This is a genomic window from Acidocella sp. KAb 2-4, from assembly GCF_020567705.1.
GTDB lineage: Bacteria > Pseudomonadota > Alphaproteobacteria > Acetobacterales > Acetobacteraceae > Acidocella.
On sequence record NZ_JAJDJU010000013.1, the window covers coordinates 38,679 to 52,504 of the forward strand.

Genomic DNA, 13,826 nt, shown 5'->3' on the forward strand with positions numbered 1-13,826 from the left:
TTCAGCCCTGGTTGACGGTCGTCTTGTTGTTTTGCGCGTCCGGCTGCGGCGCGTTCAGCGCGCCGGTATCGGCCATCGAGGCATCCTTCGGCTTATTCTCATCCTCCGCGATGTTTTGCTTAAAGGATTTGATGCCCTTGCCGAATTCGCCCATCAGGTTGCTCACCTTGCCGGTGCCGAACAGCAGCAGCACCACGGCCAGCACGATCAGCCAATGCCAGATGCTCAATCCACCCATAGTCGCTCTCTCCACCCAGATAATTCGGTTCTGTTTACGCGGATTGCCCGGGGATGCCAAATCCCCATTCTGTTGCTTAATGTAGCCCCGCCGCGGCGGCGAGGCCGAGGCCATTATACAGCACATGCAGCAGAATGCCCGGCCGGATCGAGCCATGGCGCAGGCGCAGGTAACACGCCGCCAGCGCCAGCAGCCCGACATCGATGAACCCCGGCGGGTAATGCAGTTTTTCCGGCGCGTGCGCGGCCAAAAACAGCAGCGTCGTGATTATCGTGGCCGCCCTCGGCCCCAGCCGCGCCGCCACCCCGGCGAAGCCGATGCCGCGAAAGGCGATCTCCTCCAGCGCCGGGCCGAGCAGCAGCACCACGCCGAGCATCAGCGCCATGCTGGCGGGCGGCCCCTCGAACAGCCGCGCCGCAGGCAGGTCTTGCAGTCCGTGCAGATCGGGCGGCACCAGCCGGAACAGCCCCGCCACCACCCCCGCCAGCGCCAGCGCCAGCAACACCGCCTGCGCATAGGCCGCGGTCGGGGCGGCACGCCAGGCAACGCCTTGCGGGCTGGCATCGGTTGCGGCACGGCCCAGGCGGCGCAGCAGCCGGGCGAGAAACAGCGCGGCCATCAGCTCCCCGCTCACGACCGAGCCGGTCAGCGTCAGCGAGTCGGCCAGATGCGGATGCGCGCCCGGATGCAGCAGCAACATGCGGAAGGCGGCGGCGACGCGGATATTGACGAATAGCGCCCCGCCCATCGCCAGGGTAAGGGCGAACCCCGCCATGCCCCACAGCCCCTGCGCCAAGCCGAGCGCCACCCGGCCCTTTGCCCGCGCCCCCGGCAGCCGCCCGAAACACAGCGCCAGCCCCCACAGGTTTACGGCGGCTTCCGCCCCCAGGCCGCCAACCATCGCCAGCGCCTTTTCCGGCAGCGGATGATGCGCCACGGCATGGGTGGCGGCGAGATCAGCCCCCGCCGCCCCCGCCGCGATAAACAGGATCAGCCAGCCCAGCGCGGCGAAAACTCGTTTCATGTCGCGGTCTCGAATTGGTGCAGGATCGCTTCGGGAGTCGTACCGGCAGCGCGCATCTCGCGCAATGTCGCGGCCTTGTCGCGCTTGGCCAGGCGCTTGCCGCTGGCGTCGGTGAGTAGCTTGTGATGCGCGTAAATGGGCGTGGGCAGGCCGAGCAGCGCCTGCAACAGCACATGGATATGCGTGGCCTCGCGCAGATCCTCGCCGCGGATCACATGGGTGATGCCTTGCAGCGCGTCGTCATGCACCACGCAGAGATGATAGCTCGTCGGCGTATCTTTGCGCGCCAGCACGACATCGCCCAAGCGTTCCGGCTCGGCCTCCACCCAGCCGGTGGCCTCCTCGCAAAACCGCAACGCGCCCACGCATCGCCGCGCCGCCGCCACATCTAGGCGCAGCGCATAGGGCGCGCCGGCGGCGATGCGCGCGGCGCGGAATTCGGGCGCCAGCGCGCGGCAAGTGCCGGGATACACGCCCTCTACCCCGTGCGGGGCCGATTGCGCGCGCGCGATCTCGGCGCGGGTGCAGAAACACGGATAGAGCAGCCCGCGCAGCCGCTCCAGCGCCGCCGCGTAGTCGGGGAAATGTGCCGACTGCACCCGTACCTCGCCATCCCAGTCCAGCCCCAGCCAGCGCAGATCCTCCAGGATCGCGGCGGCGTATTCCGGGCGGCAGCGCGTGGTGTCGATATCCTCCAGCCGCAACCGGAACACATCCGCCCGCCGCCACGCCATCCAGGCCGAATAGGCATGGCCGAGATGCAGATATCCGGTGGGGCTGGGGGCGAAACGGCTGACGATGCTCATGCCGGCTTAATCTATACGCGCCGCCGCGGGCTTGGCGAGGCGGGGCAGGGGAGATGACAAATGTCTTACAACCGCACGCGCGCCTTGCGGCGCCGCGCCGGGTTTGTCATATATTGCGCATGACTCGAAGGCACTACCACATGTGGGAGCGTTTCGTGGCTACTCCCCAAAATTTGGTCCCGTTCTGGGACAGGTTCAGTAATGCCTGACGGCGGGTTCCATTTCCCCGCCCTTGTCCTCAATGCGGATTTCCGTCCGCTGTCGTATTTTCCGTTATCGACCTGGAACTGGCAGGATGCCGTGAAAGCGGTGTTCCTCGACCGCGTATCCGTGCTCTCGGAATATGAGCAGGAGGTGCGCTCGCCCTCCTTCTCCATGCGCCTGCCCAGCGTCATCGCCCTGCGCGACTTCATCCCCTCGGCCCGCACCCCGGCTTTCACCCGCTTCAACGTGTTTCTGCGCGATGCCTTCTCCTGCCAATATTGCAGCGGCAAGCGCGCGACCCAGGAGCTGACCTTCGACCATGTGATCCCGCGCGCCAAAGGCGGGCGCACGAGCTGGGAAAACGTGGTCACCGCCTGCGGCCCGTGCAATTTGCGCAAGGGCAGCAAGATGCCGCGCGAATGCGGCATGATCCCCCGCCAGGAGCCCCGCCGCCCGACCAGCTACGAGCTGCAGGACAAGGGGCGCCACTTCCCGCCCAATTACCTGCACGAAAGCTGGCGGGACTTCCTGTATTGGGATTCCGAGCTGGAGGGTTAACTTCCCGGCGTGAAGGCGTTGAACGCGATCATCGTGCTGGTCTCCGCGATCCCCGGCACCTTATGCAGCTGGGTGTTCACAAACACGCCGGGGTCGATCTCGTCATCGAGATTGATGATCGCCAGTAGATCGTAATGCCCCGAGATCGAGTAAATATGGCAGGGGATCACCTTGTCGATGATATAGGCGGCGACGTTATACGCCTCGCCAAGCTGGCATTTGATCTGCACGATCAGCGTTTTCATGGGTAACTCCTCCTACAATCCCAAATCCAGTTGCGGGCTGTGCTTCTCGGCGCGCACCTTCGCAGTGCCGTCGGCGAAGCGCAGATTCAGCGCCGCTCCCGGCGCTACTTCCGTCGCGCTCGTCACCGCCGCGCCCTTGGCTGTTGTCACCAGCGCGAAGCCGCGCGCCAGCACGCGCTCATAGCTCACCGCCTCCAGCCGCGCGGCGACATTCTCCAGCCGCAGCCGCGCCTCGCGCAACTGGCCGGGCAGGGGGGCCTCCAGCCGCTGCGCCAGCAGGCCCAGGCCGCCGCGCCGCAGCGCGATTTCGGCGCCCGGATGGGTGAGGCGATACCCCGCCGCATCCAGCCGCTTCTGGCCCAGCCGCAGCAGGTTGGGCAGGCCGTCGCGCAAGCGGCGCTCCAGCAATTGCACATTGCCCCGCAGCCGCAGCAGCACATCGCGCGGATGCCGCAGTTGCATGCGCTCCACCCGCGCCCGCTTGGCCGCCAGGAAGTTCGGCAGCGCCATCGCCAGCCGGTCGCCGCGGTCGTCCAGCCGCTGGCGGGCGGTGCCCAGCATGGCGGGCAGATCGGGCAGCTTGGCCCCGGCGCGCTCGGCCCGCGCGCGGGCGAGGTCCAGCCCGCGTCCCATCGCCCCTTCCAGCCGCGCCGCCTTTTGCGCGAGGTCCGCCAGCAATTCCGCCCGCGCGGGCACGGCCATCTCGGCGGCGGCGGTAGGGGTGGGGGCGCGGCGGTCGGCGGCGAAGTCGATCAGCGTCGTATCCGTCTCATGCCCGACGGCCGAGATCAGCGGAATCCGGCTCGCCGCCGCGGCGCGCACCACCGCCTCGTCGTTGAACGCCATCAGGTCTTCCAGGCTGCCGCCGCCGCGCGCCACGATCAGCACGTCAGGCTGCGGCAGCTCCGGCGGCAGGGCGTTGAACCCGGCGATGGCGGCGGCGATCTTCTCGGCCGCGCCCTCGCCCTGCACCGGCACCGGCCAGAGCAGGATCGGGCGCGGGAAGCGCCGTGCGATGGTCGTCTTGATATCCTGCAACACCGCGCCCTGGGGCGAAGTCACCACCCCCACCACGCGTGGCAGCAACGGCAGGGCGCGGCGGCGCTCAAACAGCCCCTCCGCCTGCAATTTCACCCGCAGCGCCTCGATCCGCGCCAGCAGCGCCCCGGCCCCGGCATATTCCAGCTTGTCCACGATGAGCTGGTATTCCGAGCGCTCGGGGTAGGAGGTCAGCCGCCCGGTGGCGATCACCTCCACCCCGTTCTCCGGCTTCAGCCCGACTCGCGCCGCCACGCCCTTCCAGATGATGGCGCGGATCTTCGCCCCTTCATCCTTGAGCGCGAAATATTGATGCCCCGAGGCATAGGCCTTGAATTCCGTGATCTCGCCGCGCACCCGCACGCGCCCAAACGCGCCCTCCAGCGTGCGTTTCACCGCCCCGGCCAGTTCGGAGACCGAAAATTCCGGCGTATTCTGTCCCATTTCACTCATACGGCCAGACTATGATACAGCCCGGCCGGACAACAAAGGGGGCGGCACATGCGCGTTTTGATTATTGGTTCCGGCGGGCGCGAGCACGCCTTGGCCTGGGCGATCGCCAAGAGCCCGATGCTGAACAAGCTCTACATCGCCCCCGGCAACCCCGGCACCGCCCAGCTTGGCGAAAACGTGCCTCTGCGCGCCACCGACATCGCGGGCATCGTCGCCTTCGCCGTGGCCAACCAGATTGACCTCGTGGTGCCTGGCCCCGAAGCCCCGCTGGTGGCCGGCATCGCCGACGCCCTGGCCAAGGCGGGCGTCGCCTGCTGCGGCCCCTCGGCCGCTGCCGCGCAGCTTGAGGGCAGTAAGAAATTCACCAAGGAGGTCGCCGAGGCCGCCAACATCCCCACCGCGCGCTGGGCCAGCTTCACTCACGCGCTGGAGGCGCATGAATATATTGACGCCGTGGGCGCGCCCATCGTGATCAAGGCCGATGGCCTGGCCGCGGGCAAGGGGGTCGTCGTCGCCGCCACGCCCGAGGAAGCGCATGACGCCATCACCGCCATCATGGAGGACAAGGTGCACGGCGCCGCCGGAGCGCTGGTGGTGATCGAGCAATGCCTGGTCGGTGAGGAGATTTCGGTCTTCGCGCTCTGCGATGGCGAGGACGCGCTGTATTTCGGCACTGCCGCCGACCATAAGCGCGTGGGCGAGGGCGATACCGGCCCCAACACTGGCGGCATGGGCGCGATTTTCGCCCCGCCCTGGGCCACGCCCGAGGTGATCGAGGCCAGCATGAACCAGATCATCCGCCCGGCGCTGAAAGAGATGGCGCGGCGCGGCACGCCCTTCCGCGGCTTTCTGTTCGCCGGGCTGATGGTGGAGCATGATGGGCCGAAGCTGATCGAGTTCAACGTCCGCTTCGGCGACCCGGAATGCGAGACCGTGCTGCCGATGCTGAAATCCGACCTGCTGCCCGCGCTGCTCGCCGCCACCAATGGCACGCTGAAACAGGCGAAGGTGGAGTTCAACCATGGCGGCTCCGCCACGGTGGTAATGTGCGCCAAGGGCTATCCCGGCGCCTATGCCACGGGCAGTGAAATCTACGGGCTGGACGAAGCCGCCAAACTGCCCGGCGCGCACATCTTCCACGCCGGCACCATGGCCGAGCAGGAGGGCGTTCTCGCCAATGGCGGGCGCGTATTGGCGGTGAACGCCGTGGGCGCCGACCTGCGCGAGGCGCTCACCCGCGCCTATGCGGCGGTGGACGCGATCGACTGGGAAGACGGCTTCTGCCGCCGCGATATCGGGCGAAGGGCGTTATAGGGTTTTCATAAATTCTAACGCGGCGGTAGCAAGGGCTGTGAGCGCCGCCGCGACGCCGGAAAGGCAGAACATGAGTGAGCAGAAGCTGAAAAGATTTGCGGCCGGGTTGTACGCCAAGCTGCAACCCAGGCGGTTCCACAAGGTCGTCAGCCTCGGCTACGCGTGTGATGTCGCCCATCAGATCCGGCGCATCCTGCATCAGACCGAGAGTTATCCGTTCGACTGGCTGCTGACGCCGCTGAACGCCGTGCAAACTCTGATCCAGACCGGCTTCGACGGATTTCTTGCCCCTGAAAATTTGGTCCACGAACACAACTATGTTCTGGACCGCGAGACCGGCATCAAATACCTGCACGACTTCAAAAATCTAGAGAATTTCTCTGGAGAAATCATGGAGATCCGGGAAAAATACAGCCGCCGCGTCGCCAGATGGCAGGATTTGATGCGCCACCAGGCGTCCATCCTGTTCGTCCGTGGGCAGAAGGATTACGACCATTTACCGCCGATCAGCCTCGACGCCGCGCGGCGGCTATGGAGCGTTATCGCGCAAGCCTATCCGGCGATTTCGCTGCATCTGCTGGTCATCCAGCCACTCGATTGCACGGTGCCCGATTTTGCCGACGACAAGATCACGATGGTGCGGATGGGCAATCCCGATCCCATCGTTTGGAGCGGTGACGACGGAAAATGGCAACAGCTTCTCAGCGGTATCAATAAACCCCGCTAAACGGCCTCACGCCGCCGCGATCGCCGCCACCCCCGCCACCGCGATCACCGCCAGCCCATAGACCAGCCCGGTCGGCCCCAGCAGCGCCATCACCCCGCCCATGGCCGGCGGCGCGAAAATTCCACCCAGCGTATAGATCACCATGGCCAGAGACATCGCCCTGGCCAGCGCCGCGCCGGAATAGCGCGTGCCCAGCTTCACCATGCCCACGGTGAACAGCCCGCCCTGCGCCAGCCCCCACAGCGCCAGCACCGGCCACACCGCCCCATGCGCCAGCGCCAATGGCAGGGTCGGGGGCAGCAGCACCATCAGCCCGGCAGTGGCCAGTTTCAGCTTACGCCGGTCCAGCTTGTCGGCCAGCGCGCCGCAGAGTAGCGCGCCCAGCGCCACCCCGGTTTGGCACGCCACCACCAGCAGCGCCGCGCGGTGCAGCCCGGTGCCAAGCCCCAGCCCCATCACCGGCAGCAGCGAGAGATTGCTCGCCTCCGTCAGCCCCACCAGCCCGATGCCAACAAACGCCGCCACCTCGCCGCGCAGCACCGTGGCGGCTTTCACGCTGCCCGGGTGCTCATCCATCACGCTTTGCTCCCGCCCGGCCAAGCCGAGCAGCAGCATTGAGACCATCACCACCCCGGCGGCGGCCAAGACCGGCTCGGGCCCGGCATGGCCGATCAGCGCCAGCAGTCCCGGCCCGGCGGCCATTGAGCCGCTCAGCACCAGCTCATAAGCCCCGATCAGCCGCCCGCGCAGATGCTCCGGCACGCTGCCATTGATCCAGGTATCCATGCCCGCCCAGCGGAGCCCGAGCGACACGCCCAGCATTAGGCACAGCGCGCCCCACACGGCCACCGCGCTGGTGGCGGCGAAGCTCAGGAACACCAGCACTGACAGCCCCATGCCCAGCAGCACCATGCGCTGTAGCCCGAGCCGGTGCATCAGCCGCGGCACATAGCCCGACACCGCGAGCAGCCCCACCCAGGGCAGGCCGGAGATCAGCCCGACCCAGCCATCGCTGATCCCCTTGGCGCGCAGCGACACGGAGAGCAGCGGCAGGAACATCCAGAACGAGCCAGCCGAGAAAAACGAAGACGCGGTGGCGAGCAGCAGACGGTAGGGCATGGGGTTATGCTGCCAGGGCCTGGGCCTTCACCAGCCGGGCGAAGGCCCCATCCAGCGCGATCAGCTCCTCATGCGTGCCGAATTCGGCCACTTGCCCGTCAGCCATCACCACGATGAGATCGGCGTCGCGCACGGTGGAGAGCCGGTGCGCCACCACGATGGTGGTGCGCCCCTGGCGCAGCCGCGCCAGCGCCGCCTGCACCAGCGCCTCGCTCTCGGTGTCCAGCGCGCTGGTGGCTTCGTCGAGCAGCAGGATGCGCGGGTTGCGCAGAATGGCGCGGGCGATGGCCACGCGCTGGCGCTGCCCGCCCGAGAGGCGCTGCCCGTTCACCCCCACACGGGTGCCGAGCTTCTCCGGCATGTCCTTCACGAAGCCGCAGGCGGCGGCCTCGGCGGCGGCCCACACCTCGTCCGGAGCCGCGTCCGGCCGTCCGAGCCGGATATTGGCGCCGATCGTGTCGTCGAACAGCAGTGCCTCTTGCCCGACATAGGCGATCGCCCCGCGCAGGCTGGCGAGGGTGACATGAGAGATGTCCTCGCCATCGATCAGGATGCGTCCGGCACTTGGCGTATATAGCCGCGGCAGCAGGGCCAGCGCGGTGGATTTGCCCGCCCCCGAGGCGCCGACCAGCGCCAGCATCTTGCCCGGCGCGGCGGTGAAGGAGAGATCACGCAGCCCCGGCCGTCCGTCGGGATAGGTGAAGGCGACATGCTCAAACACCACCTCGCCCGGCCCGGCGGGCAGGGGCTGCGCCCCCGGCGCGTCGGCGATGGCGGGCGGCTCGTCGATCACGGCGAACACCCGCACCAGCCCGGCCATGCCGGTCTGAACGGCGGAGTTCATCGTGCCCAGCGCGCGCAGCGGGCGCGAGGCGATCAGCAGTGCCGAGATGAAGCCCATGAAATTGCCGATGCCATTATCGCCCACGGCGTTGCGCCAGCCCTCGAAGCCGATGACCAGCGCCACCGCCAGCCCGCCCAGCACCTCCAGCATCGGGTCGAGCCGCGCGCGCACGCGGGTCATGCGGATCAGTACCGTATACAAATCGTTGAATGTTTTCTCGGCACGGCTGATCTCATGCCCCTCCAGCCCATAGGCGCGCACGGTGCGGGCCTGGGCGAAGCTTTCATTGAGCATGGAGGCGGCCACGCCGACCATTTGCTGCATGCCGCCAGAGGCGCGGCGCATGCGCTTGCCGATCTTCTGGATCGGTATCCCGGCCAGCGGATAGAGCAGAGCGGCGATGATGCTCAGCTTCCAGTCGATGGTGATCATCGTGCCGATCAGCCCCACCACGGTCGCCGCGTCCGACACCGCGTTGACCGACCGGGTCAGCGCCTCGCTGATCATCGTGGCGTCGGCGGTGAAGCGCGCGGCGAGCTGCGCCGGGGTCTCGCGCTCCACCCGCGCCAGCGCGGCGTTGGTGAGGTGCGCGAACATCCCGTTCTGCAGGCGGCGGATGACGAGCAGCACCATGTCCTGCGTCAGCACGGCTTGCAGATACATGGAGGCCCCCTTCACCCCGGTCACGGCCAGCACCAGCAGCGGCACCTGGTAGAGGATGCGCGGGTCCTTGTGTGTGAACATGGTGAAGGCCCAGTCGATCAGCGCCGGATACAGCGCCGTGGCGCCGGACATGATCAGCGTGGTGACGACGATGAGCGCGATGCGGCCCTTGAAGAAGCGGATATGCTCGCGCCACAGGCGGTGCAGTAGCGCGGCGGTGGAGGTTTGGTCGGTCATGCCCGCGTGGTTAAGCACAGTTTTGGGCCGCCGAGAAATGCGCTATGCCGGCGGCATGGACAGCATTTATAAGGGGGACCTCGTCTCCAAGCGCGGCCGGCGAAACGCTTGGATCGACGCCTTGTTCGTCGACCACGCCATTTTCCGTCTGATCTGGACGAATTTCGCCGCCGTGGAGCCGGGGGTGCTGTACCGCTCCAACCATCCCACGCCCGGCAACCTCGCCGCCTTCACCCGCAAATTCGGGCTGAAAACGCTCATCAACCTGCGGGGGCGCACGCATAGCGGGTCGGATGCGCTCTCGCACGAGATGGCCCGGCGCCTGGGGCTTGAATTCCACGACATGGCCTTCGAATCCCGTGGCGCGCCGCATAAGGAGCGGATTCTGCGTTACGCCGAGATCCTGCGCCAGATGCGCGCCCCGGCGCTGATCCACTGCAAATCTGGCGCCGACCGCGCGGGGCTGGCCGCCGGGCTGTTCGTGCTCATCAACGGCGGCACGGTGGCGCAGGCGATGAAGCAGCTCTCGCTGCGCTTCGGGCACATCAAACAATCCAAGACCGGCATTCTCGACGCCTTCTTCGAGCTCTACCGCCGCACGGGCGAGGGCAGGAAGCCGTTTCTCGACTGGGTGCGGGAGGATTACGACGAGGCCGCGCTGCGCAACGCGTTCAAGGAGGGTAAAGTGGCCGAATTCATCAACGCCAAGCTGTTGAGGCGCGAGTGAGCGCGGCGCTGCGCCGGGCGGAGCGGTTCTGCGAGCGCCTCGGCCTGCGCCTGCCGGTGCTGCTCGCGCCGATGGCCGGGGCCTGTCCGCCCGCGCTCTCCGCCGCCGTGGCCAATGCGGGCGGGCTGGGGGCGTGCGGCGCGTTGCAGATGCCGCCTCCGACCATTGCCGATTGGGCGGCGCAGTTCCGCGCGGCCAGCCCTGGCGGGTTCCAGATCAATCTCTGGGTGCCCGACCCGCCGCCGCGGCGCGATGCCGAGGCCGAGGCGCGGATGCGCGCTTTTCTCGGCCAATGGGGGCCGGAGGTGCCGCCCGAGGCGGGCGATTTCACCCCGCCCGATTTCGCCGCGCAATGCGAGGCCGTACTCGCCGCCCGCCCGGTCGCGGTCTCCTCGATGATGGGCGTGTTCCCGCCCGATTACATGGCCCGGCTGAAGGCGGCGGGTATTCTCTGGCTGGCGACGGTGACCACCGTGGCCGAGGGCCGTGCCGCCGCCGCCGCCGGGGCTGACGCGCTGATCGCCCAGGGGGCCGAGGCGGGTGGGCATCGCGGCGCTTTCGCGGCGCAGGATGCCGAGCGCGCGGCGGTGGGGCTGTTCGCCCTGGTGCCGGCGCTGTGCGACGCCGTGGACCTGCCGGTGATCGCGGCGGGCGGCATCGCGGATGCCCGCACCATCGCCGCGGCGCTGCTGCTGGGCGCCTCGGCGGTGCAGGTGGGCACCGGGTTTCTGCGCGCCGTGGAGTCCGGCATCGCACCCGCCTGGGCCGATGCCCTGGCCTCGGCCCAGCCTGAGGACACCATGCTCACCCGCGCCTTTTCGGGCCGGACCGGGCGCGGGCTGGCGAATGACTATGTCCGTGCCGCCGCCGCGCCGGGCGCGCCGGAACCAGCGCCGCATCCGGTGCAGCGCGGGTTGACGCAGAAGATGCGCGAGGCGGCGGTGCGCGGCAACGACATCACGCGCCTACAGGCCTGGGCGGGGCAGGCGGCGCGGCTGGCGCCAGCCCGCCCGGCAGGTGAGATCGCCACCGGATGGTGGGACGCCGCCCGCAACCTGCTGGGATAAACGGACCAAAGTTTTTGCGGGGTTTGGGGCGATTTTTTCAAAAAGCGTCCCAAAAGTGCTCTTTAAGACGCTGGTTTCGCGGCTTTCTTCAGCACGGCGTTGCTCACCACCTGCTGGATGCCGCCCGCCGCCTCCCGCGCCGCCGCCGCCGCAACATCGCCCCAATAGGGCGTGATGTCGCCGGGGTTGAGATCGTGGATCTGCGTCACCTGTCCGGCCACGCGGTTATTGCCGTCGCGCACCACCCAATCCAGCTCCACCTGCATCTGCCCGCCCGTATCCGGCTTGCTCTTCACCGCGCAGGTCACGGTGAAATCGGCGTCCTTGGCGTCATCGGCCAGCATGTCATCGGGGCCGGGCAGGGCGCGTTTCAGGTTCATCGGCAAGGCGGTGTCGCCATCGCCGGGGGCGCCCGTCACCGCGCCCACAAAAATGCGCGGCGGCCGGTTCTCCAGCGAGTCCGGGTTGCTCTGCTGCACCTGCGCGTTGATGTTGGCCAGCAGCTTGGAGAGCGCTGGCGCATCGGCCGCCGCAGCGGCGCTGAGCGTGGCGGCGTTGCCGCTGGTCCAGCTCTGGGCGGGTTCGGGCGCGCCGCTCTGCTGGCCATAGCGCTTGCCGTCCGGCCCGGTGATGACATAGGCGGGCGTGACGCTGCCGCCGCTCTGCTGGGCGGTGATCTGCAGCCGCCAATCCCGCTTGCCCGCCGGCGCGGCCACGCTCGGCACGTCGTAATTCACCAGTGCGCCCGCGAGATCCCCGGCAAAGGCAGCGGCGGCCTTGCTGTCGAGCAGCGCCGCTTTCGGCGCGGGCACCATCAGCACCGGGGCGGGGGGAATGGATAGCCGCGCCCCTTCGGGGCCGGGATTGCCATAAAACGGCTCCGGCAAGGTACCGCAGGCCGCCAGCAGCAGCGGCAGCAGCAGGGGCGCGCGTTTCATCACAGCCGGATCACCGAAATCTGATGCCCGGTCGCCGCCTCGCCGCGCAGGGTCTTGCGCCGGTAGGAGAAGAATTCCTGCTCCTGCGCATAGGTGTCCAGCCCCAGCGCCTCGGTCTTCACCCCGGCGGCCCGCAGCCGCGCGGCGCAGTAGCCGGGCAGGTCGAAGCGCCAATGTCCGGGGCGGGCAGGGGTGAAGAAGCGCGCATCATTGGCCTGCCGGGCCAGCACCGCGCCGTGCAGATCCGCCCCCACCTCGTAGCTCGCCTGCGCGATGCAGGGGCCGATCACGGCATGGATCTCTCGCGCCCCGAGCGCGCGCATCGCCATCACCGTCGCCTCCAGCACCCCGGCCAGCGCGCCGCGCCAGCCCGCATGGGCCGCGCCCACCACGCCCTCGGCGCTGAACAGCACAGGCGCGCAATCGGCGGTGATGATCCCCAGCGCCAATCCGGGCTTGTCGGTCACCATCGCATCCGCCGCCGGGCCCGCGCCCTCGGCCCAGGGGGCGCGCACGCTGATCACACCATCGCCATGCACCTGCTTCAGCCCCAGCAGATGCCCCGGCTCCACCCCCATGGCGGCGGCCACGCGGGCGCGGTTCTCGCGCACATGGGCGGGGTCGTCCGAGGAGAAGCTGCAATTCAGGCTGGCATACGGCCCGGTGGAGACGCCGCCATTGCGGGAGAAAAAGCCATGCTGCGCGGCCAGCGCGCCGGTGAAGATCTCGGTCATGCGAATCCCGGTAGACCGGGAAGGCCCTCAGGGCAAACCGCAATCACCTTGAACAGGCTGCCCATGGCCTCGGGCGCGGTGAGGCGCTGCACCGAGAGCCGCAGCGCCTCGGCCTTCTCGGGGTGGCGCCGGGCCAGCACATCGCTGCGCTGATACAGGCCCAGCGCGGTGAGGAAGGCGTTCTGTTTCACCGGCCCCTGCGCATGCACCGCCGCCTTGATCGCCCCGAAATCGACATGCGCGGTGATGTCCGCCTCGCCGGGATGTTGCAGCGGGTCGGCGTATTCGCCGTGGCGGATGGCTTGCACGCTCTCGCCCGGCGCGCTGCGCATCGGCCCGTAATCGATGAACAGCCCGACCGCGCCGCGCGCCGCCAGCTTGCGGCAGAAGGCCAGCGCCGCCTCGTTCACCTCGCGCAGGCTCCCCACCGGGTCATCGGGCAAGGGGTACTCGGCGGGCAGCTCCACATAGGCGCCATCGGCCACGTAGCGCTCCATCCACCCGGCCTCGCGGCGGATGAACTGGCGCACCGGCAGCGCGTCGAGGAACTCGTTGGCCAGCAGGATCATCGGGCCGGGCGGGATGCTCTCCAGGCTGTCATGCCAGGTGGCGCGGGGCACGCGCTTGGCCTGCTCGGCGCGCAGGGCGGGCGAGGCCTCGATGAAATGCACGTCCGGCGCGTTCCACACCCGCAGCGCGTCGGCCATCAATACCCCGCGTCCCGGCCCGGCCTCCACCAGCCGCACATCCGCGGGGGCGCCCAGCATTTGCCACACCACCTTGGCCCAGGCGCCCAGCAGCTCGCCAAAAACCTGCGTCAGCTCCGGCGCGGTGACGAAATCGGCGGTGAAGGCCCCGCGCGCGTAATACGCCGCGTTGGCGCGGGCCAT

15 protein-coding genes are annotated in these 13,826 nt (G+C 68.5%); 5 read left to right on the top strand and 10 right to left on the bottom strand.

Annotated elements, in window-relative coordinates:
* Position 1: 1 nt before the first annotated feature.
* The 3 genes from LI953_RS09945 to gluQRS all read right to left on the bottom strand — a co-directional run bounded on the left by LI953_RS09945 (position 2) and on the right by gluQRS (position 2,068).
* Positions 2–238: a twin-arginine translocase TatA/TatE family subunit gene (locus LI953_RS09945; protein ID WP_227075924.1), complete on the bottom strand. Its 237-nt coding sequence runs from the start codon at positions 236–238 to the stop codon at positions 2–4.
* Between the two features lie 76 nt (positions 239–314).
* Positions 315–1,262, bottom strand: a complete 948-nt coding sequence (locus LI953_RS09950) for a CPBP family intramembrane glutamic endopeptidase (protein WP_227075925.1) — start codon at positions 1,260–1,262, stop codon at positions 315–317.
* Complete coding sequence (gene gluQRS, locus LI953_RS09955) at positions 1,259–2,068, bottom strand: tRNA glutamyl-Q(34) synthetase GluQRS (protein WP_227075926.1); 810 nt, start codon at positions 2,066–2,068, stop codon at positions 1,259–1,261. Before gluQRS ends, LI953_RS09950 begins: the two co-directional genes overlap by 4 nt.
* 201 nt (positions 2,069–2,269) lie before the next feature.
* Between gluQRS and LI953_RS09960 the strand changes: the two genes are divergently transcribed.
* Positions 2,270–2,830, top strand: coding sequence for an HNH endonuclease (locus LI953_RS09960; protein WP_227075927.1), 561 nt, complete (start codon positions 2,270–2,272; stop codon positions 2,828–2,830).
* Here LI953_RS09960 and LI953_RS09965 read toward each other — a convergent pair.
* The gene (locus tag LI953_RS09965) at positions 2,827–3,075 is read right to left on the bottom strand and encodes an Lrp/AsnC ligand binding domain-containing protein (RefSeq protein ID WP_227075928.1); all 249 of its coding nucleotides are present in this window, start codon (positions 3,073–3,075) and stop codon (positions 2,827–2,829) included. The genes LI953_RS09960 and LI953_RS09965 overlap by 4 nt on opposite strands.
* 12 nt (positions 3,076–3,087) lie before the next feature.
* Positions 3,088–4,566, bottom strand: a complete 1,479-nt coding sequence (gene xseA / locus LI953_RS09970) for an exodeoxyribonuclease VII large subunit (RefSeq protein ID WP_370635784.1) — start codon at positions 4,564–4,566, stop codon at positions 3,088–3,090.
* A gap of 48 nt (positions 4,567–4,614) precedes the next feature.
* Between xseA and purD the strand changes: the two genes are divergently transcribed.
* Both purD and LI953_RS09980 read left to right on the top strand, forming a co-directional pair.
* Positions 4,615–5,880 (top strand): phosphoribosylamine--glycine ligase, encoded by a 1,266-nt coding sequence (gene purD, locus LI953_RS09975; RefSeq protein ID WP_227075929.1) that lies wholly within the window; start codon positions 4,615–4,617, stop codon positions 5,878–5,880.
* Positions 5,881–5,917: 37 nt separating this feature from the next.
* On the top strand, positions 5,918–6,607 hold the full coding sequence (locus LI953_RS09980; RefSeq protein WP_227075930.1) for a DUF1796 family putative cysteine peptidase: 690 nt from the start codon (positions 5,918–5,920) through the stop codon (positions 6,605–6,607).
* 6 nt (positions 6,608–6,613) lie between these two features.
* On the opposite strand, the gene LI953_RS09985 is transcribed toward LI953_RS09980, so the two are convergent.
* Together LI953_RS09985 and LI953_RS09990 are read right to left on the bottom strand one after the other, a co-directional pair.
* Positions 6,614–7,726 carry an MFS transporter gene (locus LI953_RS09985; protein WP_227075931.1) on the bottom strand — a complete coding sequence of 371 codons (1,113 nt, stop codon included), beginning with the start codon at positions 7,724–7,726 and terminating at the stop codon, positions 6,614–6,616.
* A 4-nt stretch (positions 7,727–7,730) separates the two neighbouring features.
* Positions 7,731–9,470, bottom strand: a complete 1,740-nt coding sequence (locus LI953_RS09990) for an ABC transporter ATP-binding protein (RefSeq protein WP_227075932.1) — start codon at positions 9,468–9,470, stop codon at positions 7,731–7,733.
* Between the two features lie 64 nt (positions 9,471–9,534).
* Here LI953_RS09990 and LI953_RS09995 point away from each other — a divergent pair, with 64 nt between their 5' ends.
* Both LI953_RS09995 and LI953_RS10000 read left to right on the top strand, forming a co-directional pair.
* On the top strand, positions 9,535–10,197 hold the full coding sequence (locus LI953_RS09995) for a tyrosine-protein phosphatase (RefSeq protein ID WP_227075969.1): 663 nt from the start codon (positions 9,535–9,537) through the stop codon (positions 10,195–10,197).
* Positions 10,194–11,264 (top strand): nitronate monooxygenase, encoded by a 1,071-nt coding sequence (locus LI953_RS10000; RefSeq protein WP_227075933.1) that lies wholly within the window; start codon positions 10,194–10,196, stop codon positions 11,262–11,264. The genes LI953_RS09995 and LI953_RS10000 overlap by 4 nt, the downstream gene beginning before the upstream one ends.
* Positions 11,265–11,326: 62 nt before the next feature.
* Here LI953_RS10000 and LI953_RS10005 read toward each other — a convergent pair whose 3' ends face one another.
* From LI953_RS10005 to LI953_RS10015, 3 genes are read right to left on the bottom strand one after another with little or no spacing between them, the layout of a single operon-like run.
* Complete coding sequence (locus tag LI953_RS10005; protein WP_227075934.1) at positions 11,327–12,202, bottom strand: hypothetical protein; 876 nt, start codon at positions 12,200–12,202, stop codon at positions 11,327–11,329.
* Complete coding sequence (pgeF, locus tag LI953_RS10010; protein WP_227075935.1) at positions 12,202–12,936, bottom strand: peptidoglycan editing factor PgeF; 735 nt, start codon at positions 12,934–12,936, stop codon at positions 12,202–12,204. Before pgeF ends, LI953_RS10005 begins: the two co-directional genes overlap by 1 nt.
* Positions 12,933–13,826, bottom strand: coding sequence for a class I SAM-dependent methyltransferase (locus LI953_RS10015; protein WP_227075970.1), 894 nt, complete (start codon positions 13,824–13,826; stop codon positions 12,933–12,935). Before LI953_RS10015 ends, pgeF begins: the two co-directional genes overlap by 4 nt.

Coding starts and splice junctions, on each gene's coding strand:
- LI953_RS09945 (WP_227075924.1), bottom strand. CDS start 238: ATGGGTGGATTGAGCATCTGGCATTGGCTGATCGTGCTGGCCGTGGTG.
- LI953_RS09950 (WP_227075925.1), bottom strand. CDS start 1,262: ATGAAACGAGTTTTCGCCGCGCTGGGCTGGCTGATCCTGTTTATCGCG.
- gluQRS (WP_227075926.1), bottom strand. CDS start 2,068: ATGAGCATCGTCAGCCGTTTCGCCCCCAGCCCCACCGGATATCTGCAT.
- LI953_RS09960 (WP_227075927.1), top strand. CDS start 2,270: ATGCCTGACGGCGGGTTCCATTTCCCCGCCCTTGTCCTCAATGCGGAT.
- LI953_RS09965 (WP_227075928.1), bottom strand. CDS start 3,075: ATGAAAACGCTGATCGTGCAGATCAAATGCCAGCTTGGCGAGGCGTAT.
- xseA (WP_370635784.1), bottom strand. CDS start 4,566: ATGAGTGAAATGGGACAGAATACGCCGGAATTTTCGGTCTCCGAACTG.
- purD (WP_227075929.1), top strand. CDS start 4,615: ATGCGCGTTTTGATTATTGGTTCCGGCGGGCGCGAGCACGCCTTGGCC.
- LI953_RS09985 (WP_227075931.1), bottom strand. CDS start 7,726: ATGCCCTACCGTCTGCTGCTCGCCACCGCGTCTTCGTTTTTCTCGGCT.
- LI953_RS09990 (WP_227075932.1), bottom strand. CDS start 9,470: ATGACCGACCAAACCTCCACCGCCGCGCTACTGCACCGCCTGTGGCGC.
- LI953_RS10005 (WP_227075934.1), bottom strand. CDS start 12,202: ATGAAACGCGCGCCCCTGCTGCTGCCGCTGCTGCTGGCGGCCTGCGGT.
- pgeF (WP_227075935.1), bottom strand. CDS start 12,936: ATGACCGAGATCTTCACCGGCGCGCTGGCCGCGCAGCATGGCTTTTTC.
- LI953_RS10015 (WP_227075970.1), bottom strand. CDS start 13,826: ATGGCCCGCGCCAACGCGGCGTATTACGCGCGCGGGGCCTTCACCGCC.